This window comes from Pandoraea cepalis (genome assembly GCF_902459625.1).
Taxonomy (GTDB): domain Bacteria; phylum Pseudomonadota; class Gammaproteobacteria; order Burkholderiales; family Burkholderiaceae; genus Pandoraea; species Pandoraea cepalis.
Map to the genome: position 1 here is coordinate 62,521 of NZ_CABPRY010000011.1, position 21,268 is coordinate 83,788.

Genomic DNA, 21,268 nt, shown 5'->3' on the forward strand with positions numbered 1-21,268 from the left:
AGTTCGGGGCATCGCCGGTCGTTGTGCGACCGCTGTCGGGGGGAGCCGTCCCACCCATTCGATAGGAAAAGAGCGGCGGGGACAGAGGGTGTCCGGGCGCCGCCCTGTCGCGCTGCGGTGAGGCAGGGAGGTCACCCCGCCTTACCGCGCTCACGCACGCTTTACTGCTTGATGACCGTCTTGGCTTCCTTCACCAGATCGTCCGACAGCGTCACGCCTTGCTTGGCCGCCGCCGCCGTGTTGACGAACAGTTCCAGATTCGAGCTGGTCTGCGAGGCAATCGCCCCCGGCTTCTCTCCCTTCAGGATGCGCCCGACCACCTTCCCGGTCTGACGACCCAGGTCGTAGTAGTTCACGCCCAGTGCCGCAATGGCGCCGCGCTTTACGCTATCGGTATCCGACGCGACCAACGGGATCTTGCGGTCGTTGGCCACCTTCACCAGCGATTCATACGCCGACACGACGTTGTTGTCCGTGTTCGTGTAGATCACATCGACCTTGCCGACCAGGCTGTTGGCCGCCGAGCTGATGTCGACGGTGCGCGGCGCAGCCGCTTCGACCAGCGTCAGTCCGGCAGCGGGCAGCAACTTCTTCAACTCGTTGACGACCACGACCGAGTTCGCTTCACCCGGGTTGTACACCATGCCGACACGCTTGGCGTTCGGCACGACACGCTTGATCAGCGCGACCTGCTTGTCCAGCGGCAGCTTGTCGGACACACCGGTCACATTGGTGCCCGACGGCGCCCAATTCTTGACCAGTTGCGCCGCGACCGGATCGGTCACGGCCGAGTAGACCAGCGGCACGGACTTGGTCGCGGCCGCCACGGCCTGCGCCGTGGGCGTGGCAATGCCGATGATCACGTCCGGCTGGTCGCCCACGAATTTGCGGGCGATCTGCGCGGCCGTCCCGACGTTGCCCTGCGCGCTCTGATATTCCCACTTGAGGTTCTTGCCGACCTCATACCCTTCCGCCTTGAGTTCATCGCGTGCGCCATCGCGGATGGCGTCCAGCGCCGGGTGCTCCACGATCGCCAACACGGCCACCGATTTTGTCCCCTGCGCGAAGGCCGCGCCGGTCGTGCCCAACAACGTTGCGGCCACGGCGCACAGCAGGGTGCGCTTGGCGAATTTGCCCATCGTCGACATCAAAACTCCTCCAGGAATGCTCTTTGATAGGTGCGCTGAGCCCGTGTCTCGTCGGGTCTCATTCGGATGCACACAAAACGTGCACCGGCGCGTGGGGCACAGTCTACCCACATCCCCCTGAGCGAACAACGGTTGCCAACGCAACCGCCCAGAAGGCCCGTGGAATATCAGGTTGCGCCGAATCACTGGCAGATTGATGCGGCAATCGGAAAAAAATTAGTCGATTTGGTCGTCAAGCTTCCGATGTGCGCACATTCATGCGCGGCATTCGCCCTATCAGATTCAGCGAGAATCGGAATAATGCACGATTTTTTACACAGAATAGATGGATTTTGCACAACAAATGGGCGGCGAGCATCCCATTGCTCGGGAAGCCATCAATGCGATTTCAGAATTGGCCGTAGGGCAACGAGGCGCCGCGACGACGCACGTACGCCGGGTGGCGTCAGGGCGCGTTCTTGCTGTCGTCCAGGCCGAGGGCAGCGACTTCGGTGCGGGAAAGCCGGCGGATTTCGACCTTGGCGTGGCCGGCGCGAATAAAGCCGAGCTGCTTGGCCGCCCCGTAGGAAAGGTCGATGATGCGATTGCGCGCGTAGGGGCCGCGATCGTTGATCTTGACGACGACAGTCTTGTTGTTGGCGATATTGCGCACGAGCGCGAAGCTGCCCAGCGGCAAGGTCGGATGCGCGGCGGTCGGCTCGTTCATGTCGAACGTTTCGCCGGTGGCCGTGCGACGTCCATGAAACTTCTTGCCATACCAGGAGGCCATGCCAGTCTGGTAAAACGTGCCGGCGTCGGCGCGCAGATGCGCTTCGCCGTCGCGATCCGGCGCTTCGGGATCGCCCGGACTGAGACCTTCGGTACGATACGACTTGCCGGGCCACTGCAGATCGAAGTTCGACCCGACGGGCGCGTTGGCTTCGCGCGCACGGGCGCGCGCGCCTGCCGCCGAAGCGGCGGCAGCCGTGGGGCTGAGGGGTTCGAGCGGCGTTGTGCAGGCTGTCAACGTCAGGGCGAGGGCGCAGCCGACCGCGAACCGTGTGAGGATCTCGCGTGTTCGCATAGCGCGCAAGTTTAACACGACGCAAAATGCAACCTATCAGCGAGCGTTCACTTACGCGCCGAGACTCGCTGAATCAGCATCATACAGGGGTGGTCAGTCTCATCGAACACGGCTCGCTCAAGCGCTCCGACCCGCTTGGCGAGCAGCGCTCAGGCGTGTCGTCGATTGCGACGCGCCCGGCGGGTCCCTTCGCACCCGAATTACAATAGGGGAAAACTGCGTCCCCGATATCCCATGAACGTCACTCTGATTCCTGTCACGCCTTTCCAGCAAAACTGCACCCTGCTCGTCTGCGATGCGACGAAGCGCGCCGCGGTGGTCGACCCCGGTGGCGACATCGACCGGATCGTCGGCGAGATCGAACGCCAGGGTTTGACGCTCGAGAAAATCTTCCTGACGCACGGCCACCTTGACCATTGCGGCGGCGCGGGCGCACTTGCCGAGAAATACGACGTCCCCATCGAAGGCCCGCATCCCGACGACGCGTTCTGGATCGACCAGCTTCAGACGCAAAGCGCCCGCTTCGGCTTTCCCGAACCACAGCCGTTCACGCCTGACCGCTGGCTGGGTGACGGCGACACGGTCACGTTCGGCGAGGTCACCCTCGACGTGCTGCATTGCCCGGGGCATACGCCGGGTCATGTAGTGTTCTTCTCGGCGGACGAGCGTCTGGCCAGCGTGGGCGACGCTCTCTTCGCCGGCTCCATTGGCCGCACCGATTTTCCGCGCGGCAACCACGCCGACCTGATCGCGTCGATCCGTAACAAACTCTGGCCGCTCGGCAACGACGTGACCTTCATTCCCGGACACGGTCCTGTCTCCACGTTCGGTCAGGAGCGTCAGACCAATCCGTACGTGGCCGATGCCTTGCTCGCCGGGAGCGCCGCATGAGCGAGGCCGTGTCGCGTACCCCCTCGCGCATCATCCCTGCCGACGAGGAAATTTTCGTCAGCACCGACGTCGAGGCCGACGGCCCGATCCCCGGCCCGCATTCGATGCTGAGTTTCGCGTCGGCGGCCTACACGGCCGACAAGGAGTTGATCGGCACGTTCAGCGCCAATCTCGAGTGCCTGCCGGACGCGAAGGGGCATCCGCTGACGATGAAATGGTGGAAGACCGAGCCAGACGCGTGGGCGGCCTGCCGCGTCGATCAGGAAGACCCGACCAAGGCGCTCAAGGCGTATGTGAAGTGGGTGGAGAAGCTGCCGGGCAAGCCGGTGTTCGTCGCCTATCCGGCAGGGTTCGATTTCACGTTCATGTTCTGGTACATGATGCGTTTCGTCGGCCGTTGTCCGTTTTCATGGTCGGCGCTCGACATCAAGACGCTCGCTTTCGCCATGACCGGCATGCCCTACCGCAAGTGCATCAAGCCGCGGCTGCCGTCAGTCTGGCTCGACCCGCTGCCGCACACGCACGTGGCACTCGACGACGCGCTCGAACAAGGCGCGCTCTTTTGCAACATGCTCGCCGAGCTGCGCGAGCAGCAGAAAACGTTGACCGAACTCCCCGGTTGGCGCGGCGCCGGACTCACGGCGAATGCCGACGCGCCGGTGTTCAGGTCGCCCGAAGCTCAAGCGGCGGCCGACGCGGTGGCGCACGCCGAATCGCCAGACACCGGCCCCGGCAAGGACAGCGCGGCGCACGGCTGAGCCAGAACCTCGCGGTGCCATGCGCGAGGGGCTCGACACGCATCGCGCGGGGACCGCGTCCGCCGTCGGCCGATTACAGCACCTGGCTCGCCAACTCGGGCGGACGCGCAATCACTGCCTTGTCGCCGTTGACCACGATGGGCCGCTGCAACAATTTCGGGTGCGCCGCCACGGCGGCGAGCAAGGCGCCGTCGGTCATTGCCATGTCGGCCAATCCCAGCTCGGTGTACTCGGCTTCGTTGCTTCGGATCATCTCGCGCACCGGCACGCCCAGTAGATTGTGCAAACGCTTGAGATCGGCGAGCGTCGGCGGGGTCTTCAGATATTCGATGATCTGCAGATCGCGCCCGCCCACCGCCGGCGAACCTTCCACCAGGGCCAGCGCTTCGCGCGACTTCGAGCAGCGCGGGTTGTGATACACGGTAATCATGGTTCCTCCAATGCGATCGAAAGGCGTCGCGCGCGACGTTGTCATGCGCGCCTGAAATGGGCGCTGGCGAGTATGCATCGTATCGCCGGATACCGCCACTTGCAGACATCCGGGCCAGCACCGACGGCTACGTGTTAACCGCGCTGCGCTGCGCGCGTGGGCCATCTAAGATAGGCAATGAGGGCTTCGCGTTGTGTTGAAAGACGTTTCGCGCGAACGAATTCTCGATCCGCGAAACCGCGCCCGCCCGTTAGATGTGCAAGAAGACAAGTGTCGCGAATGTTGCGGGAGACGATGTATGTATGCGCAACCTTCTCAATGCCGGCGGGCACTGCATGCCGCCGGAGGCTTTACCGTCATCGCCTGCGTTCTGGCGGTGTCGGGCTGCGCCAATCCGGATTTCGAGCCCAAACAGCCGCTCATCCTCAACCTGACGCCCGCCCGGGTCCCGTACACGGCGCTCGATCAGTACAAGATCGCCGCGGCGCAACGCGTGACGGCGGTCAACGCCCGCCAGATCACGCCGGGCAATCCCCAGCCGATGCTGCGCTCGGTGGTGTCGCTCGAGTACTGGGTGGACCGCAACGGGAACATCACGGGCGTGGCGCTGTATCGCAGCAATGGCGACCAGGAAGCGGAGCGCATCGCGGTGGCAAGCCTGCGACGGGCCAGCCCGCTGCCGATGCCGAGCCGTGCGCTGGTCGACAGCAGCGGACGCGTACGCGCCGTCGAAACCTGGCTCTTCAACGATGACGGGCGCTTCCAGTTGCGCAGCGTGGCAGCGCCCCAGATCGACGGGCAGTGATATCGTGACAGGCATCGATCCACCCTGCCCGGCCCGCGCCGGGCGACGGAGATGCTCATGCCGCGATTTGCCGCGAACCTGACCCTGCTCTATCAGGAAGTGCCGTTTCTGGAGCGTTTCCGCGAGGCCGCAAGCGACGGCTTCCGGGGCGTGGAATGCCTGTTCCCTTACGATCATCCCGCACAAGAGGTGCGGGCGCGTCTGGACGACGCGGGGCTCACGCAGGTGCTGTTCAACACCCCCGCCGGCGACTGGGCCAACGGCGAGCGCGGGCTGGCAGCGCTGCCAGGGCGCGAAGCGCAGTTTCGGGACGGCCTCGAACGCGCGCTCGACTACGCCGATACGCTGGGCTGCCGCCAACTGCACGTGATGGCCGGATGCCCCGACCCCGCCGCGTCGCTTGAGCGCTGCCGCGACGTTTATCTCGACAATCTCGCCTACGCGGCCGGACAGGCTGCCGCGCATGGCGTCGCGATTCTCATCGAACCGATCAATCCGCGCGACTTTCCGCGCTATTTCCTGACACGACAGGATCAGGCGCAGGCCATTCGCCAGGAGGTCGGCGCGAGCCATCTCAAGGTGCAGTTCGACGTGTATCACTGCCAGATCGTCGAGGGTGACCTGGCGGTCAAGCTACGCCAGCACATCGACAATATCGGCCACGTGCAGGTGGCAGGCGTGCCTGCGCGTCACGAGCCCGACACCGGCGAAGTCAACTATCCGTTTCTCTTTAGTCTGCTCGACGAACTCGGGTACACGGGATGGGTCGGGTGTGAATATCGCCCGCAGGGCACAACGCGCGCCGGACTGGGCTGGCTCAAGCCGTGGCTCAGGGCCACCCGATAAGCTGTCGAATCGCCGCGCCGACAATGCCGACCACCGGTCGGCATGTCGCTTATCCATTTACGCAGGGATAAATCGATTTCCGAAAACTAAATCGGAGGGCGAAATAATCTTTTGGGATGATGACGAAAGGTGTAGGAAAGATGTAGGTCTGCGCAGGCAAAAAAAATGGCGGGACACTTAGGCCCGCCAAAACCACACGCTACGGGGTTAGCGCGAGGAGACCAGATTCAGAGCACTGCATCGAACCACCTTGCAGATCGCGCCGGGGGACGCGTTGCGCCGATACAGTCGCGCTGCTGTGTTACCGGGGGATAAGCACAGCAGCGTTGAGAAGCATTTTGGTGGAAACGTAAAAGGGGAGGGGTAACAAAGTGTTTCAGGTTGTAACACCTGAGACCTTTGCGCGACCCTCCACGTTACCGCTTAGCCTTGTCTGGCATGGGTTTCTGGCGCATTGACCGATGCGTCATTTAGTTCGCCATCCTGAGTAACTCGTCCGGCGAAGCATCGACACGGACGATGCCCGCGCGAGCCGGCCCATCACATCGAGGGCGGCATCGGCGACGCCCCCCCCCCGTTTCACGCGCGCGTCGTCAATGTGCTAAGTTCATTCCTTGTGCGTGGCAACAAAGTGGGCATCTGACATCCGAAGACATGTCAACGCCGCGGATCGGCAGCGCACCGAGAGCAGTAATTCCGTCAACGACCGCACCGGCCCCATCGGGTCGCACTCGCATGCAAACCATGGAACGTTTGGGGCAGATACTGGCGCGCGACCGCGTGATCGGGGTGGTGGGCCTGTCGCCGCGGCCGGACCGGCCGAGCTACACCACATCGCGCTACATGCAACAGCACGGATACCGGATCGTCCCCATCAACCCGCAAGCGGCCGGCGCGACGATTCTGGGCGAGCCCGTTTATGCGAGCCTGACCGAGGCGGCCAACGCCTTGCGCGCCGAGGGCCTGCGGATCCAGATGGTCGACTGCTTCCGTCGCAGCGGCGACATTCCGCCCATCGCGGATGAAGCCGTCGCCATCGGCGCGACCAGCCTATGGATGCAGTTGGGCATCGAAAACGACGACGCCGCAGCCGTCGCGCTGGCGGCAGGGCTGGACGTCGTGATGGACCGATGCGTCAAGATCGAACACCAGCGCTGGCAGATGCAAGCGGGCCACCCCCGCACCAGCGCGGACGCCCGCCCGCCGAGACAGCCGCTTCCGAAACGCTGAACCGCCGACCTCCAACGCCGCCAATGACCCGCTGATATGACCATCGACGCCGATCTACTTGCCTATTACGACCAAATGGCGCGCAAGTACCCCGCCAATGCCGACAACGGCGCGCCAAGCGCGCAAGACGTGCGCGCCCGGTTCGCCGCCGTTGCCAACGAGGCCTTGCGCCCGTTGCCGGCGGGACTGCGCAGCGAGACCTTCGACATTGCGCTGCCGGGCCGCACCCTGCGCGCAAGGCTCTATCGCCCGGTCGAACGCGAAGTGCCGCTGGTGGTGTTCTTCCACGGCGGCGGCTGGGTCGTGGGAGATGTCGACACCCATGGGACGTTGGCCGCCTTCCTGGCGCAGGACGGCGACGTGGCGGTGTTGAGCGTCGATTACCGGTTGGCGCCTGAGCATCCGTTCCCGGCGCCGATCGACGACGCGCGCGATGCCTTGGCCTGGGCGGCCGAGCAGCGCGCGCGGCTCGGCGTGCGCGTCGACCGTCTGGCCGTGGCGGGCGACAGCGCCGGCGGCCACTTGGCGGCGCAGGCGGCGGCGTGGTTCAACGACCGACATCCAGGGATTGTGGGGGCGCAGTTGCTGATCTATCCCGTGGTGCAGTGCCGGTTCGATACGCCGAGCTACGAGCGTCTGGCGAACGGCGTGGGCCTGACACGCGACGAAATGCGCTGGTACTGGAAGGAATTTCTGGGCAACGTGACGCCGTCGGCGGACGACGTGAGGGTCAATCTGACCGCACAAGCGCCGCAGCACGCCTTGCCGCATGCCTTGGTGATTGCGGCGGAATACGATCCGTTGCACGACGAAGCGGTATCGTACGCCCAGTTCGTGGCGAGTTCGGGCGGCCGGGCGGAGGTCATCGAGGCGCCCGGCCTGACGCATAGTTTCGCGAGGTTACAACCGTTCGTGCCGCAGGCGCGGCTGGTCATGCACGACGCGGCGCAGCGTCTGCGTGACTGGCTGGGATGAACCGCGCGGGACCCGCGCCGTCACTTCAGCCACTTGTCGACGACCTTCTGATATTCCCCGGTCTTCTGCGCAAGATTCAGCCACTGGTCGACGTATTGCTTGAAGATGTCGTCGCCGCGCGGCAGCAGGTAGGCCTTCTCACCGAACTGCAACGGCTTGTCGGGGTTGACCGGGCACAGTGACGGATTCAGCTTGTGCTGCAACAGCGTTTCCGAGGCGTCGGTCACCATCACGTCGGCTTTGCCGTCGACGATCTGCTTGAAGATCGTGACATTGTCCGGATAGATCGTGAGCGTAGCGTTCGGCAGGTACTGGCGGGCGAAACGTTCGTTCGTGCCGCCCGGGTTGGCGATGACGCGCGTGCTCGGTTTGTTCAGATCGGCGAGCGTCTGGTACTTCGCCACGTCGGCGCAGCGCACGATCGGCGATTTGCCGTCGACCATGACCACGTTGCTGTAATATGCGCGCGCCGCGCGATCCAGCGTGACCGACACGCCGCCGACGGCGATGTCGCATTTGCCGGCGGTGAAGTCGTCCATCAGCCCCTTCCAGGTCGTCGGAACGATCACCGGCTTCACGCCGAGCGACTTCGCCAGCGAGGCGACCAGGTCCACGTCGATGCCCTCGACCTGGCCATCCGGGCGTCGATACGAGTAAGGCTTGTAGTCACCCGTCGCGCAGGCGCGCAGCGTGCCCGATTTGACGATGTCGTCCAGCCGGGAGTGGATGGCGGGGGTCGCGGAAGGGCTCACGACAGCGGCCGATTGCGCGTGGGCCGCAGCGCCGGCGAGCACCGCCCCGGCCACGAAGGCCGCGCTGGCGGCCGTCAACATGACTTTCATGCTTGTCTCCTGAGGTTTGACGTGTTGGCGCACTGCGCTCCCGAACTGTCTGACGCAGCGCGTGGGGCTCAATACTAAAGACACTCCCGGCCCGCGCCAATCGGAATGACGCCACTGTTCCGCGCGCGCCACGCCGACGGGCCGCCGATGGCTGATGTGCGGCATAACAGCCCGCCATGCGTCCGGGCCGAGGATACGCGAGTAAAATGGCCGCTTGCCCCAACCCTCCTACCCACCGCCGCGACGTGTCCCAAGCTCTGCAAAACGATACTTTCCTGCGCGCACTGCTGCGCCAGCCGACCGAGTACACGCCGATCTGGCTGATGCGCCAGGCGGGCCGGTACCTGCCCGAATACAACGCCACACGCGCCAAAGCCGGTAGCTTCCTGGCGCTCGCCAAGAACCCCGCCTACGCCACCGAGGTCACGCTGCAGCCGCTCGAGCGCTTCCCGCTCGATGCCGCCATCCTGTTCTCGGACATCCTCACCATTCCCGACGCCATGGGCCTCGGCCTGTCGTTCGAGGCGGGTGAAGGGCCACGTTTCGCCCACCCGTTGCGCACCGAGGACGATGTGCGCCGCCTGCGGGCGCCGGACCTCGACAGTCTGCGCTACGTCTTCGACGCCGTCGCCGAGATCCGTCGCGCCCTGAACGGACGTGTACCGCTCATCGGCTTCTCCGGCAGCCCGTGGACGCTCGCGTGCTACATGGTCGAAGGGGCCGGGTCGGCCGACTTCCGCACCGTCAAGACGATGATGTACGAGCGTCCCGACTTGATGACGCATATTCTGGAGACCAATGCCCGCGCCGTTTCGGCCTACCTGAACGCCCAGATCGAAGCGGGCGCGCAGGCGGTCATGGTGTTCGACACGTGGGGCGGGGCGCTGGCCGACGGCCTCTACCAACGGTTCTCGCTCGCCTACATGCAACAGGCACTCGCGGGCGTGCATCGCGAATGGGATGGCGCACGCATTCCCCACATCGTCTTCACCAAGGGCGGCGGTCAGTGGCTCGAGGCCATCGCCGACACGGGGCCCGACGCCATCGGACTCGATTGGACCGTGGATCTCGCGGCCGCGCGCCGTCGCGTCGGCGATCGTTGTGCGCTGCAAGGCAACTTCGATCCCACCGCCCTCTTTGCGGCGCCCGAGGCCATTCGCGCCGAGGTTCGACGCCTGCTCGACGCTTATGGCAACGCACCAGGCCACGTGTTCAACCTGGGGCACGGTATTTCGCAGTTCACGCAACCCGATCACGTTGCGGCACTCGTTGACGAAGTCCACCGCTACAGCCGAAAGCTGCGCCAAACGGCGTAATTGGCGACACACACCAGCGGCGGTGCGGCTCGCGGGGCCATTTGCCTTGCAGACCCAACCGCCGTTTCAAGCACCGAATGTCAAGCGTAAACCTGTCGAGTAACCCCTCCAATTTACGGAGTTGTCCCGAAGACTTATGCACAAATTCTCGCTGCGCCGCCGCAAGAGAGGGGCAACGGGGAGTACGCGTCGACGCCGCTCATAAGCCATTGATCAAAAAGCATTTTTGATTCGGGCAAAGTCGAGGCACGACACCACGTGAGGGCCGCCCGGTGAGGCTGACGAGAGATAATCCCCACAGTTCTCAACATAGTTATCCACAAGCACTTCAAGTCCACCGGAAACCCGACTTAAATCCGGGGTTTACCGACACTTCTCAGGATTCACTTTAAGTTTGACCTGCGCCGACGACCTGCCCGCCCCGTCTCTTGCATCGACTGCGGATGCCCTGCCCCCGGTCGCCCAGCCGCGCCTCGGTGCGCCTGCTATCGCCCGCGTGGCGCTCGATACGCCGCTGCTCACGCTGTTCGACTATCGGCTCGATCAGGCCGCGAGCCCTGGGCAACTGGTGCAGGTGCCGTTCGGACGCCGACAGGTCGTGGGCGTCGTCTGGGAATTGACGCACCGCAGCGAAGTCGCCCCGGGCAAGCTGCGTGACGTCACCGCCGTCTGGCATGAATTACCGCCGCTCGGCGAGGATTGGCGCGAGCTGATGCAGTTCGCCTCGCGGTATTACCAGCGCGGTGTCGGTGAGGTGGCCCTGCCGGGCGTCCCGGCGCATCTGCGCACACCGATGCGCTGGCCGCGGCTGCTCGCCCAGCGGGGCGTGCAACGCTACCGGCTGGCCGACGGCGCCCTCGCCGCGCTCCTGGAGAACGTGCCCGCCAGGCTGCGCGCCCAGCGCCGCCTGGCCGAGGGCCTGGCGCAAGCCGGCACGCTCGATGCGGACGAGGCGCGCGCCTTGTGCGCGAAGGCCGCCGACGTGCTCAAGCAGTGGGCGGCCGCCGGTTGGGTCGTCGTCGACACCGTGCCGCGCCATGAAGCCGCACGCCATGCCGACGAGGCCGACGAGGCCGACGAGGCTGACGATGAGGATGGCGAATCGTGCGCCGCTGACGCCAACGATCCCACCCATTCCGCACTCGCCGATCCCTCGGCCAATATCGACCTCGGCACACAGGGCACGCCGCGCGCCGCCAGAACGTTGACTGTCGGGCAAGCCGACGCCGTCGCGGCCATTCACGACGCGCTCGAAGCCGCCGGCGCCCAATGCCTCGACGCCGCAGCGCCGTCGGGCAAGCTCGACGCCGGCGGCGCGGGGGACGCGGGCGATCCCCCCCCCTGCCCCCCCTTCCTGCTCTATGGCGTGACCGGCAGCGGCAAGACGGAAGTCTATTTGCGCGCCGTGGCCGAGGCGCTTCGCGAGCGCGACGCCCAGGTCCTCGTGCTTGTGCCGGAAATCAACCTGACGCCCCAACTCGAAGGCGTCTTCCGTGCGCGATTCCCCGGCGAGACGCTTGTCACGCTGCATAGCGGACTGGCCGAAGGCGAGCGAGCCCGGCACTGGCTGGCCGCTCATCGCGGCGAAGCGCGCATCGTGCTCGGCACCCGACTCGCGGTGATGGCGTCGCTACCGCACCTGCGCCTCATCGTCGTCGACGAAGAGCACGACCCGTCCTACAAGCAACAGGAAGGGTTGCGCTACTCGGCGCGCGACCTCGCCATCTGGCGCGCGAACCGGTTGCGCATCCCCGTCGTCCTCGGCTCGGCCACCCCGTCGCTCGATAGCTGGCGGCGCGCCGAACAAGGCCGCTACGTGCGCCTCGCGATGCCCGAGCGCGCCTCACCCGATGCCGTGCTGCCGCGCGTCTCGCTCATCGACATGGACATCGAGCGCAAACGTCAGCGCACGGTGCACGAGGGCTTGTCGCAATCGCTGCTCGCCGCCATTCGCGCCCGGCTCGAAGCGGGCGAGCAAAGCCTGCTGTTCCTGAACCGCCGCGGTTACGCCCCGGTGCTCAACTGCGATGCCTGTGGCTGGATCAGCGACTGCCGCCGGTGCAGCGCCCACATGGTGTTGCACAAGCCCGAGCGGCGGCTGCGCTGCCATCACTGCGGCGCCGAGTCGCGCATTCCTCATGCGTGCCCCGATTGCGGCAATCTCGATCTCGCGCCGCTGGGGCGCGGCACGCAGCGCATCGAGGAGGCGCTGGCCGAACAGTTCCCGGAGGCCCGGCTCGCGCGCATCGACGCCGACAGCACGCGCCGCAAAGGCAGCGCGCAAGCGCTGTTCGCGCAGGTCCATGCGGGCGAAGTCGACATCCTGATCGGCACGCAGATGGTCGCCAAGGGCCACGACTTCCGTAATGTCACGCTCGTGGGAGTGGTCAACGCCGACAGCGCCCTCTTCTCTCACGACTTCCGGGCGGCCGAACGCCTGTTTGCACAACTGATGCAGGTGGCCGGGCGCGCCGGGCGCGCTGCCCGTGCCGACGGCCCCGGCGACGTGCTGATTCAGACGCGCTACGCCTCGCACCCGTTGTTCGCGTCGCTCATGCGTCACGACTACGCGGGCTTCGCGGCGCAACAACTGGAGGAGCGGCGTGTCGCCCTGCTGCCGCCGTTCACGCATCAGGCGCTCCTGCGCGCCGAAGCCCGGCGCCTGGACGACGCCATGACGTTCCTCAAACAGGCCCGCGAGATCGCCGCCACGCCCGCGCTGCACGACGCGCGCATCTCCCTGTGGGATCCGGTGCCGATGACGATGGTCCGGATCGCGGGCACCGAACGCGCCCAGCTCGTGGTCGAGAGTCCGCATCGCGGCGCGCTCCAACGCTTCCTCACGCACTGGATGAGCGAGCTGCGCGCACTCAAGGCGCCCGTGCGTTGGCACCTCGAAGTCGACCCCCTCGAAATATAAATCGGTATATAGCGTTCCGGAAATTTGACAACATCGCCCGAATCTCCGACGATGCGGATAGCAGTCGATCACCGCACGTCGAACGGTTCACGTCATCTGCACGATAAGAAGTCCTACAGGAGACATCCCGATGAAATCGCACGACCGGCGCGCCGCCCCTACGGCGCCACACATCGCCACACCGCCCCTCCCGCCCACCGAATCGCCTTTGGCCGAGGCCTCCCGGCGCCGCTTCTTGCGACGCGCGGGTGCACTGGGCGTTGGCGCCAGCCTTGCGGGGCGCGCACTTGACGTCCTCGCCGCCACCACCGCACCGCAGATGGTGACGCTGCCCTTTGCCAATGGGGAACGCGAACTCGTCGCGTATCCGCAGAAGCGCCCGCTGATCCGCTTGACGGCGCGCCCCCCGCAACTGGAAACGCCGTTCGCGATCTTCAACGACGGGCTCATCACACCGAACGATGCGTTCTTCGTGCGCTATCACCTCGCGGGCATTCCGACCGACATCGATCCGGCGAAGCATCGGATTCATGTGCGCGGCAGCGTCGCCAAACCGCTCGATATCTCGCTCGCGTCGCTCAAGAAGGACTATGGCGCCCCGGTCGAGATCGTCGCCGTCCACCAATGCTCGGGCAATAGCCGTGGCTTTTTCGAGCCCCGCGTCGCCGGCGGACAGATTGCCAATGGTGCGATGGGCAACGCGCGCTGGCGTGGCATTCCGCTCAAGCGGATTCTTGAACGGGCGGGCGTGTCGGCCAGCGCAAAGCAAGTGACGTTCGAAGGTCTTGACCGGCCGATCGTCCCCACGACACCCGAGTTCGTGAAGGCACTCGACCTCGATCACGCGATGGATGGCGAAGTGATGATCGCGTTCGCCATGAACGGCAAGGATCTGCCGATGCTCAACGGCTTTCCGGTGCGGCTGGTCGTGCCGGGCTACTACGGCACGTATTGGGTGAAGCATCTGGCGGACATCAACGTTATCGACAAGGTGTTCGACGGCTTCTGGATGGCCACGGCGTATCGCATTCCGGATAACGACTGCAATTGCGTCACGCCCGGCAAGGCGCCCGAGAAGACAAAGCCGATCGAACGCTTCACCGTGCGCTCGTTCGTCACGAGTCTTGCCGACGGCGAGCACGTGGCGGCGGGCAAGGCGGTGCGCGTGCGCGGCATTGCGTTCGACGGCGGCGAAGGCATTCGCGACGTGCAGTTCTCGGCCGACGGCGGCCAGACCTGGCAGGCGGCCCAGCTCGGCCACGAACTGTCGAAGTATTCGTTCCGCGAATGGACGGCGTCGTTCACGCCCCCCAAGCCCGGCGAGTACGCGCTCCAAGTGCGGGCGACGAATCGTGCAGGGGTGTCGCAACCGCTGCAATCGCTGTGGAATCCGGCCGGCTATCTGCGCAACGGGGTGGAAACCGTGCGTGTGATCGCGGCTTGAGACGGGGAACGATCATGAACCTTTCGAAGATTGCGCGCCGCGCGGCCTTGCTGTCGGGCCTGTTGGGTCTGTTCGGCAGCTTCGCCGCCCCCGTCCATGCACTTGAGATCAAGCTGCCGCAGGAAACCTCGCAGTTGAAAGCCTCGACGCTCGCCGGTTATCAATCGGCCAACTCGTGGTGCGTCATGTGCCACTCGCTCGACTATGTCAACACCCAGCCGCCTATGTCGGCCGCCTTCTGGAGCGCGGAAGTCACGAAGATGGTGAAAGTGTATGGCGCGCCCATCCCGGAAGATCAGGTCAAGCTGATTTCGGAGTATTTGGGAAAAACGTACGGCACCGACCAGAAGTAACGCCTCTCCCCCGGCCCGCGGGCCGGGGCGCCACACGATGTTTCGCGTGTCGACCTCACACCTAGGTGCAACCCTAATATCGACCCAGGTTGCACCTCTTTTGAAACCCGGTTACGATGCCGAAATTCACCCGCTATGGGTGTCACGTTTTCGCGTCATCAGGTAACCCTTCCATGGCTAACACCACCCTCGGCGTCAAGGTCGACGACGTACTGCGTACCCGGCTCAAAAGCGCCGCCCAGCAAATCGAGCGCACCCCGCACTGGCTCATCAAACAGGCCATCTTCGCTTACCTGGAGCGCATTGAGAGTGGCGCGCTGCCGCCCGAATTGAGCGGCGCGACCCAGTCGGGCACCGAGGTGATCGACGGCCACGCGGGCGACGACACCGTGCCGCACCCGTTCCTCGAATTTGCCCAGAACGTGCAACCGCAATCGGTGCTGCGGGCGGCGATCACGGCGGCCTACCGCCGTCCCGAGCCGGAATGCGTACCCGTGCTCGTCGGTCAGGCCAAGCTGGCCCCGGCGACCGCAACGTCGGCCTCCGACCTCGCCCGCAAGCTCGTCGTCGCCCTGCGCGGCAAGAGCACCGGCGGTGGCGTGGAAGGCCTGATCCACGAATTCTCGTTGTCCAGCCAGGAAGGCGTGGCGCTGATGTGCCTGGCCGAAGCCCTGCTGCGCATTCCCGACAAGGCCACGCGCGACGCGCTCATCCGCGACAAGATCAGCAAGGGTGACTGGCACGCCCACATGGGCAATTCGCCGTCGATGTTCGTCAACGCCGCCACCTGGGGCCTGATGATCACCGGCAAGCTCGTGACCACCACCAGCGAAGCCGGTCTCACCAAGGCCCTCACGCGCTTGATCGGCCGCGGCGGCGAGCCGCTCATCCGCAAGGGCGTGGACATGGCCATGCGCCTGATGGGCGAGCAGTTCGTAACCGGGGAAACCATCTCCGAAGCCCTTGCCAACAGCCGCAAATACGAAGCCCAGGGCTTCCGCTATTCGTACGACATGCTCGGCGAAGCCGCGACGACCGAAGAAGACGCTCAGCGCTACTACGCGAGCTACGAGCAAGCCATTCAGGCCATCGGCAAGGCCTCGGCCGGCCGCGGCATCTATGAAGGCCCGGGCATCTCGATCAAGCTCTCGGCCCTGCATCCGCGCTACTCACGCAGCCAGCACGAGCGTACGGTCGCGGAACTGCTGCCGCGCGTGCAGGCGCTCGCCAAGCTGGCGCGCGCTTATGACATCGGCCTGAATATCGATGCCGAAGAAGCCGATCGCCTCGAAATCTCGCTCGACCTGCTCGAAGCGCTGTGCTTCGACCCCGAACTGGCCGGCTGGAATGGTATCGGTTTCGTGGTGCAGGCCTATCAGAAGCGTTGCCCGTTCGTGATCGACTTCATCATCGATCTGGCGCGTCGCAGCCGTCACCGCATCATGGTGCGTCTGGTCAAGGGTGCGTACTGGGACACGGAAATCAAGCGCGCGCAGGTCGACGGGCTCGAAGGCTATCCGGTCTATACCCGCAAGATCTACACGGACGTGTCTTACCTCGCCTGCGCGAAGAAGCTGCTCGCCGTGCCGGACGCCATCTACCCGCAGTTCGCCACGCACAACGCCTACACGCTCTCGGCGATCTATCACCTCGCGGGCAACAACTACTACCCGGGCCAGTACGAATTCCAATGCCTGCACGGCATGGGCGAGCCGCTCTACGAAGAAGTCGTCGGCCCCATCGCGGCAGGCAAGCTCGCGCGCCCCTGCCGCGTATACGCCCCGGTCGGCACGCACGAAACGCTGCTGGCCTACCTCGTGCGCCGTCTGCTCGAAAATGGCGCGAACACCTCGTTCGTGAACCGGATTGCGGATGAGACCGTCAGCGTCGACGAATTGATCGCCGACCCGATCTCGGAATCCGAAAAGGTGCAACCGCTCGGCGCACCACATGCCAAGATTCCGCTGCCGCGCGAACTGTATGGTGTGGCGCGCGCCAACTCGTCGGGCTTCGACCTGTCGAACGAACACCGCCTCGCGTCGCTGTCGTCGGCCCTGCTTGCCAGCGCGGGCACGCCGTGGCGCGCCGCCCCCATGCTGGCCGACGGTGAGCGCACCACGGGCACGCCGCGTGCCGTGCGCAACCCGGCCGATTTGCGAGATACCGTGGGTCAGGTCATCGAGGCCACCTCCGCCGACGTGGACGCAGCGCTTGCGCACGCCGTGGCCGCCGCCCCGATCTGGCAAGCCACGCCGGTCGAGGAACGCGCCGACAGCCTGATGCGCTCGGCCGATCTGCTTGAAGCCCACATGCCCACGCTCATGGGCCTGTGCGTACGCGAAGCCGGCAAATCGCTGCCCAACGCCGTGGCCGAAGTGCGTGAGGCGGTCGACTTCCTGCGCTACTACGCCGCGCAGATCCGTCAGGGCTTCTCCAATGACACGCACCGCCCGTTGGGCCCGGTGCTGTGTATCAGTCCGTGGAATTTCCCGCTCGCGATCTTCGTCGGTCAGGTCGCCGCTGCGCTGGCCGCCGGTAACCCGGTCATCGCCAAACCTGCCGAGCAGACGCCGCTCATCGCCGCCGAAGCGGTCCGCCTGATACACGCCGCCGGCGTGCCGGCCGGCGCGCTGCAATTGCTGCCGGGTACAGGGGAAACGGTCGGGGCCGCGCTCGTGGCCGACGCCCGCACCAAGGCCGTCATGTTCACCGGCTCGACCGAAGTGGCGCGCATCATCGCGCGCACGCTGGCCGAGCGCCTCGACGCCAATGGCCGTCCGATCCCGCTGATCGCCGAGACCGGCGGTCAGAACGCCATGATCGTCGATTCGTCGGCGCTGCCCGAACAGGTCGTGTACGACGTGCTCGCGTCGGCCTTCGATTCGGCCGGTCAGCGCTGCTCGGCGCTGCGCGTGCTGTGCCTGCAGGACGACATCGCCGACAAGACGCTGCATATGCTCAAGGGCGCGATGCGGGAACTGGCCATCGGCAATCCGGATCGGCTGTCCATCGACGTCGGCCCGGTGATCGACGCCGAAGCGCAAAGCGGCATCAACCGCCACATCGAGCAGATGCGCGACAAGGGCTTCCCGGTCGAACAACTGCCGCTGCCCGACGCCGCCCGTCACGGCACGTTCGTGCCGCCGACGCTCATCGAGCTGACCGATCTGAAGGCGCTGCAACGCGAAGTCTTCGGCCCGGTACTGCACGTGATCCGCTTCAAGCGCGCGCAACTCGACAAGCTGCTCGACCAGATCAACGGCACCGGCTACGGCCTGACGTTCGGCGTGCATACGCGTATCGACGAAACCATTGCCTATGTGACTGAGCGCGCCCATGTCGGCAACGTCTACGTGAACCGGAACGTGATTGGCGCCGTGGTCGGCGTGCAACCTTTCGGCGGCGAAGGTCTGTCTGGGACGGGTCCGAAAGCCGGCGGTCCGATGTATCTGCCGCGTCTGCTGGCGACGCGTCCGGCTTCGCTGCCCGCCGAGCTGAACCGCAACGAAGCCGCGCTCTCGCCGTTGGTGAGCTACCGCGACTGGCTGCATGCTCAGGGCCACTCGGCCGATAGCGCCGCCGCGGTCCATCGCGTCGATCGATATCTGGCCACGTCGGCACTCGACGCCACCGCCGTGCTGCCGGGACCGACCGGTGAGCGCAACACTTACGGTCTGGAGCCGCGCGGCCCGGTCCTGTGCGTGGCCGCCACCCCGCTCGGTGCGCGCACGCAACTGGCTGCCGCGCTGGCGACGGGCAACAACGCCGTCTTCACGGAGAGCGTTGCCGCCCGCGAACTGGTGAGCGCCTTGCCGGCCGCGCTCAAGGGCCGTGCGTCGGTGTTGGCGGCAGGGGCGGACGCCGCCGCAGAGCCGTCGCTCGCCGCGGTACTGTTCGAAGGCGACAGCGACGAGTTGCGCGCCCTGAACCGCCGCATTGCTACCCGCAACGGTCCGATCCTGTCGATGCAGGGCCTCGCGCCCGAGGCGCTGGCCGCCGGTGACGACTACGCACTGGAGCGTCTGTTGTGCGAACGCTCGGTATCGGTCAACACGGCTGCCGCAGGCGGCAACGCCAACCTCATGACCATCGGCTGATCGCGGCGGACCGTCAGGTTTCGCGACGAATCCCGTCGGATTCGTCCGAAAGCTGGCGGCCAGATTCGACGCCCGGTCGCACCGTCGCCCCGATCGCGTGGTCCCCAGCGGTCGCCAACGCCCTGCATTTCGGGACGCTGGCGGCCGCGATGCGTTAACCGCCAGCCATCTTCCCGCCCCCCTCCCAGCCCGCCAAGCCGCAATTAGCGCCCCACCGCACATCCCGTAGCCACGCACGCCGCGCGCATTCGCGGTATCTTCGCGCCCGCCCCCGACATATCACGCGTCTCACCGCCATTGCGCGGTCAACCCGTGCCAGCGACACGTATCGCTGGCCATAGCGGTCGTCGTCCCGCGTCGTCGCCTCTTTCGTCATGCCGGCAGAGGCGCGCAACGCACGTGACACCGACGCTCGAGGAGGCTACATGTCCCTTTGGAATCCCACTGCGGTGTCATTCACCGTGTATTTGCTATTGATGCTGGTCATCGGATGGCTCGGCTATCGCGCCACCCACGATCTTTCCGACTACATTCTCGGGGGACGTCGTCTCGGCAGCTTCGTCACCGCGCTTTCCGCCGGGGCCTCGGACATGAGCGGCTGGCTCTTGCTCGGCCTGCCTGGGGCGATCTACATGGGCGGCCTGTCGGGCGTCTGGATCGCCATCGGCCTGGCGATCGGCGCGTGGGCCAACTGGCATCTCGTGGCCGCGCGCTTGCGTGTGCATACGGAGGTGTGCGGCAACGCGCTGACCCTGCCCGAGTACCTCACACAGCGCTTCGGTGACCGCAGCCACGTGCTGCGCATCGTCACGGCGCTCGTGATCCTCATCTTCTTCACGATTTATTGCGCGTCGGGAGTCGTCGCCGGTGCCCGGCTGTTCGAAACGATGTTCGGCCTGGAATACCGAACGGCGCTGTGGATCGGCGCCGTGGCGACCATTGCCTACGTCTTCATCGGCGGATTTCTTGCGGTGAGCTGGACCGATACGGTGCAGGCCTCGCTGATGTTCGCCGCGCTGGTCGTCACCCCGATTGCCGTGATTGCGCTCGACGGCAGCCCCGCGGCGGCCGTCGACGCGGTCACCGCTGTGCATCCCGCCCACACCGATTGGTTCGGCGATCTCGCGCCCATCGGCGTCATTTCGATGCTCGCCTGGGGTCTGGGCTATTTCGGCCAGCCGCACATCCTCGTGCGATTCATGGCCGCGCGTTCGGCGGCAGCGATTCCGCAGGCGCGTCGTATCTGCATGACCTGGATGGTGCTATGCCTGACCGGTGCGGTCGCCGTGGGCTTCTTCGGCCTGGCGTTCTACAGCGCGCGGCCCGATCTTGGCGCCGGTGTGGCGGCAAATCCGGAGACCATCTTCATGGCGCTCACGACCCAGCTCTTCACCCCGTGGCTCACGGGTGTGCTGCTGGCGGCGATTCTCGCGGCCGTGATGAGCACCTTGTCGTGCCAGTTGCTCGTGTGCGCCAGTGCACTGACGGAAGACCTCTACAAGACGTTTGCGCGCGGGCCGGTCAGCCAAGCCCGCCTCGTTTGGATCGGCCGGGCGATGGTGTTGAGCGTGGCGGTGATCGCCGTGGTGCTGGCCCTCGATCCGCAGAGCCGCGTGCTCGGCATGGTGAGTTACGCCTGGGCGGGTTTCGGGGCGGCCTTCGGTCCGCTGGTGCTGGCCACGCTGCTGTGGCCGCGCGTCACCCGTAACGGGGCGCTCGCGGGCATTGTCGTTGGGGCGGCCACCGTCCTGATCTGGAAGCAATTTGGCTGGTTCGACCTGTACGAAATCCTGCCGGGCTTTGTGCTGGGCGGTTTGGCGCTCATCGTGGTGAGTCGCTTCGACAAGGCCCCGAGCGCCGACGTGCTCGCCCGCTACGCGAGCGCCCAAGCGACGCTGCGCGCAATCCAGCAAGGCGCGACGGGCGAATCCGGTAGCACCGGTGCCCCGACGGCGCAACCCTCCCCATAATCCGGTAGCACCTTCCATCGGAACTTCTCCCTCTTGACCGGCGCGCGCAGCCAACCAATACTGCCGCGTCGGACGCATATTGCGTTTGATTGCGATTGAAGCCGTCCTGGGCCGACCGGCCTTGTGCAGACGGCGATCCAAGAAAGGCATGCCACGGCGATCCCGCAGGCATGCCACTCA

The 21,268-nt window shown here is 65.7% G+C and carries 16 protein-coding genes; 12 read left to right on the forward strand and 4 right to left on the reverse strand.

The annotated features are described in order from the left end of the window. Positions 1-161 precede the first annotated feature (161 nt). Together PCE31107_RS19305 and PCE31107_RS19310 are read right to left on the reverse strand one after the other, a co-directional pair. Positions 162-1,148, reverse strand: coding sequence for an ABC transporter substrate-binding protein (locus PCE31107_RS19305; RefSeq protein WP_130027523.1), 987 nt, complete (start codon positions 1,146-1,148; stop codon positions 162-164). 445 nt (positions 1,149-1,593) lie between these two features. Beyond that, a complete protein-coding gene (locus PCE31107_RS19310) occupies positions 1,594-2,211 on the reverse strand; it encodes a septal ring lytic transglycosylase RlpA family protein (RefSeq protein WP_150610328.1) in 618 nt (205 codons plus the stop codon). Positions 2,212-2,445: 234 nt separating this feature from the next. Between PCE31107_RS19310 and PCE31107_RS19315 the strand changes: the two genes are divergently transcribed. After that, positions 2,446-3,102, forward strand: coding sequence for an MBL fold metallo-hydrolase (locus PCE31107_RS19315; RefSeq protein WP_150610329.1), 657 nt, complete (start codon positions 2,446-2,448; stop codon positions 3,100-3,102). After that, on the forward strand, positions 3,099-3,860 hold the full coding sequence (locus tag PCE31107_RS19320; protein ID WP_150610330.1) for a 3'-5' exonuclease family protein: 762 nt from the start codon (positions 3,099-3,101) through the stop codon (positions 3,858-3,860). The genes PCE31107_RS19315 and PCE31107_RS19320 overlap by 4 nt, the downstream gene beginning before the upstream one ends. Before the next feature lie 73 nt (positions 3,861-3,933). Here PCE31107_RS19320 and arsC read toward each other — a convergent pair whose 3' ends face one another. Then, complete coding sequence (gene arsC, locus PCE31107_RS19325; protein ID WP_150610331.1) at positions 3,934-4,290, reverse strand: arsenate reductase (glutaredoxin); 357 nt, start codon at positions 4,288-4,290, stop codon at positions 3,934-3,936. Between the two features lie 298 nt (positions 4,291-4,588). On the opposite strand from arsC, the gene PCE31107_RS19330 reads away from it, so the two are divergent. The 4 genes from PCE31107_RS19330 (at position 4,589) to PCE31107_RS19345 (ending at position 8,146) form a co-directional block, all read left to right on the forward strand. Further along, complete coding sequence (locus tag PCE31107_RS19330; protein WP_150610332.1) at positions 4,589-5,095, forward strand: energy transducer TonB family protein; 507 nt, start codon at positions 4,589-4,591, stop codon at positions 5,093-5,095. Between the two features lie 57 nt (positions 5,096-5,152). Further along, positions 5,153-5,941 (forward strand): 2-oxo-tetronate isomerase, encoded by a 789-nt coding sequence (gene otnI / locus PCE31107_RS19335; RefSeq protein WP_150610333.1) that lies wholly within the window; start codon positions 5,153-5,155, stop codon positions 5,939-5,941. A 735-nt stretch (positions 5,942-6,676) separates the two neighbouring features. Beyond that, a complete protein-coding gene (locus tag PCE31107_RS19340; protein ID WP_240756108.1) occupies positions 6,677-7,171 on the forward strand; it encodes a CoA-binding protein in 495 nt (164 codons plus the stop codon). A gap of 36 nt (positions 7,172-7,207) precedes the next feature. After that, positions 7,208-8,146: an alpha/beta hydrolase gene (locus PCE31107_RS19345; RefSeq protein WP_150610334.1), complete on the forward strand. Its 939-nt coding sequence runs from the start codon at positions 7,208-7,210 to the stop codon at positions 8,144-8,146. A gap of 20 nt (positions 8,147-8,166) precedes the next feature. Here PCE31107_RS19345 and PCE31107_RS19350 read toward each other — a convergent pair whose 3' ends face one another. After that, positions 8,167-8,988: a transporter substrate-binding domain-containing protein gene (locus PCE31107_RS19350; protein ID WP_017233602.1), complete on the reverse strand. Its 822-nt coding sequence runs from the start codon at positions 8,986-8,988 to the stop codon at positions 8,167-8,169. 245 nt (positions 8,989-9,233) lie between these two features. Here PCE31107_RS19350 and hemE point away from each other — a divergent pair, with 245 nt between their 5' ends. The 6 genes from hemE (at position 9,234) to putP (ending at position 21,088) form a co-directional block, all read left to right on the forward strand. Further along, entirely contained in the window at positions 9,234-10,304 is a 1,071-nt protein-coding gene (gene hemE, locus PCE31107_RS19355; RefSeq protein ID WP_281352585.1) for a uroporphyrinogen decarboxylase, read from the forward strand. A gap of 394 nt (positions 10,305-10,698) precedes the next feature. After that, complete coding sequence (locus tag PCE31107_RS19360; protein WP_150610336.1) at positions 10,699-13,224, forward strand: primosomal protein N'; 2,526 nt, start codon at positions 10,699-10,701, stop codon at positions 13,222-13,224. A gap of 130 nt (positions 13,225-13,354) precedes the next feature. After that, positions 13,355-14,668 carry a SorA family sulfite dehydrogenase catalytic subunit gene (sorA, locus tag PCE31107_RS19365; RefSeq protein WP_017233605.1) on the forward strand — a complete coding sequence of 438 codons (1,314 nt, stop codon included), beginning with the start codon at positions 13,355-13,357 and terminating at the stop codon, positions 14,666-14,668. Positions 14,669-14,682: 14 nt separating this feature from the next. Continuing rightward, complete coding sequence (gene sorB, locus PCE31107_RS19370; RefSeq protein ID WP_246181888.1) at positions 14,683-15,021, forward strand: SorB family sulfite dehydrogenase c-type cytochrome subunit; 339 nt, start codon at positions 14,683-14,685, stop codon at positions 15,019-15,021. A gap of 173 nt (positions 15,022-15,194) precedes the next feature. Then, complete coding sequence (gene putA, locus PCE31107_RS19375) at positions 15,195-19,118, forward strand: trifunctional transcriptional regulator/proline dehydrogenase/L-glutamate gamma-semialdehyde dehydrogenase (protein ID WP_150610337.1); 3,924 nt, start codon at positions 15,195-15,197, stop codon at positions 19,116-19,118. Between the two features lie 425 nt (positions 19,119-19,543). Then, complete coding sequence (putP, locus tag PCE31107_RS19380) at positions 19,544-21,088, forward strand: sodium/proline symporter PutP (protein WP_150610338.1); 1,545 nt, start codon at positions 19,544-19,546, stop codon at positions 21,086-21,088. The last annotated feature ends 180 nt before the right edge of the window (positions 21,089-21,268 follow it).

Excerpts from the sequence above, each read along its gene's own strand:
- PCE31107_RS19305 (WP_130027523.1), bottom strand. The coding sequence starts at position 1,148 with ATGTCGACGATGGGCAAATTCGCCAAGCGCACCCTGCTGTGCGCCGTG.
- PCE31107_RS19310 (WP_150610328.1), bottom strand. The coding sequence starts at position 2,211 with ATGCGAACACGCGAGATCCTCACACGGTTCGCGGTCGGCTGCGCCCTC.
- PCE31107_RS19315 (WP_150610329.1), top strand. The coding sequence starts at position 2,446 with ATGAACGTCACTCTGATTCCTGTCACGCCTTTCCAGCAAAACTGCACC.
- PCE31107_RS19320 (WP_150610330.1), top strand. The coding sequence starts at position 3,099 with ATGAGCGAGGCCGTGTCGCGTACCCCCTCGCGCATCATCCCTGCCGAC.
- arsC (WP_150610331.1), bottom strand. The coding sequence starts at position 4,290 with ATGATTACCGTGTATCACAACCCGCGCTGCTCGAAGTCGCGCGAAGCG.
- PCE31107_RS19330 (WP_150610332.1), top strand. The coding sequence starts at position 4,589 with ATGTATGCGCAACCTTCTCAATGCCGGCGGGCACTGCATGCCGCCGGA.
- otnI (WP_150610333.1), top strand. The coding sequence starts at position 5,153 with ATGCCGCGATTTGCCGCGAACCTGACCCTGCTCTATCAGGAAGTGCCG.
- PCE31107_RS19340 (WP_240756108.1), top strand. The coding sequence starts at position 6,677 with ATGCAAACCATGGAACGTTTGGGGCAGATACTGGCGCGCGACCGCGTG.
- PCE31107_RS19345 (WP_150610334.1), top strand. The coding sequence starts at position 7,208 with ATGACCATCGACGCCGATCTACTTGCCTATTACGACCAAATGGCGCGC.
- PCE31107_RS19350 (WP_017233602.1), bottom strand. The coding sequence starts at position 8,988 with ATGAAAGTCATGTTGACGGCCGCCAGCGCGGCCTTCGTGGCCGGGGCG.
- sorA (WP_017233605.1), top strand. The coding sequence starts at position 13,355 with ATGAAATCGCACGACCGGCGCGCCGCCCCTACGGCGCCACACATCGCC.
- sorB (WP_246181888.1), top strand. The coding sequence starts at position 14,683 with ATGAACCTTTCGAAGATTGCGCGCCGCGCGGCCTTGCTGTCGGGCCTG.
- putA (WP_150610337.1), top strand. The coding sequence starts at position 15,195 with ATGGCTAACACCACCCTCGGCGTCAAGGTCGACGACGTACTGCGTACC.
- putP (WP_150610338.1), top strand. The coding sequence starts at position 19,544 with ATGTCCCTTTGGAATCCCACTGCGGTGTCATTCACCGTGTATTTGCTA.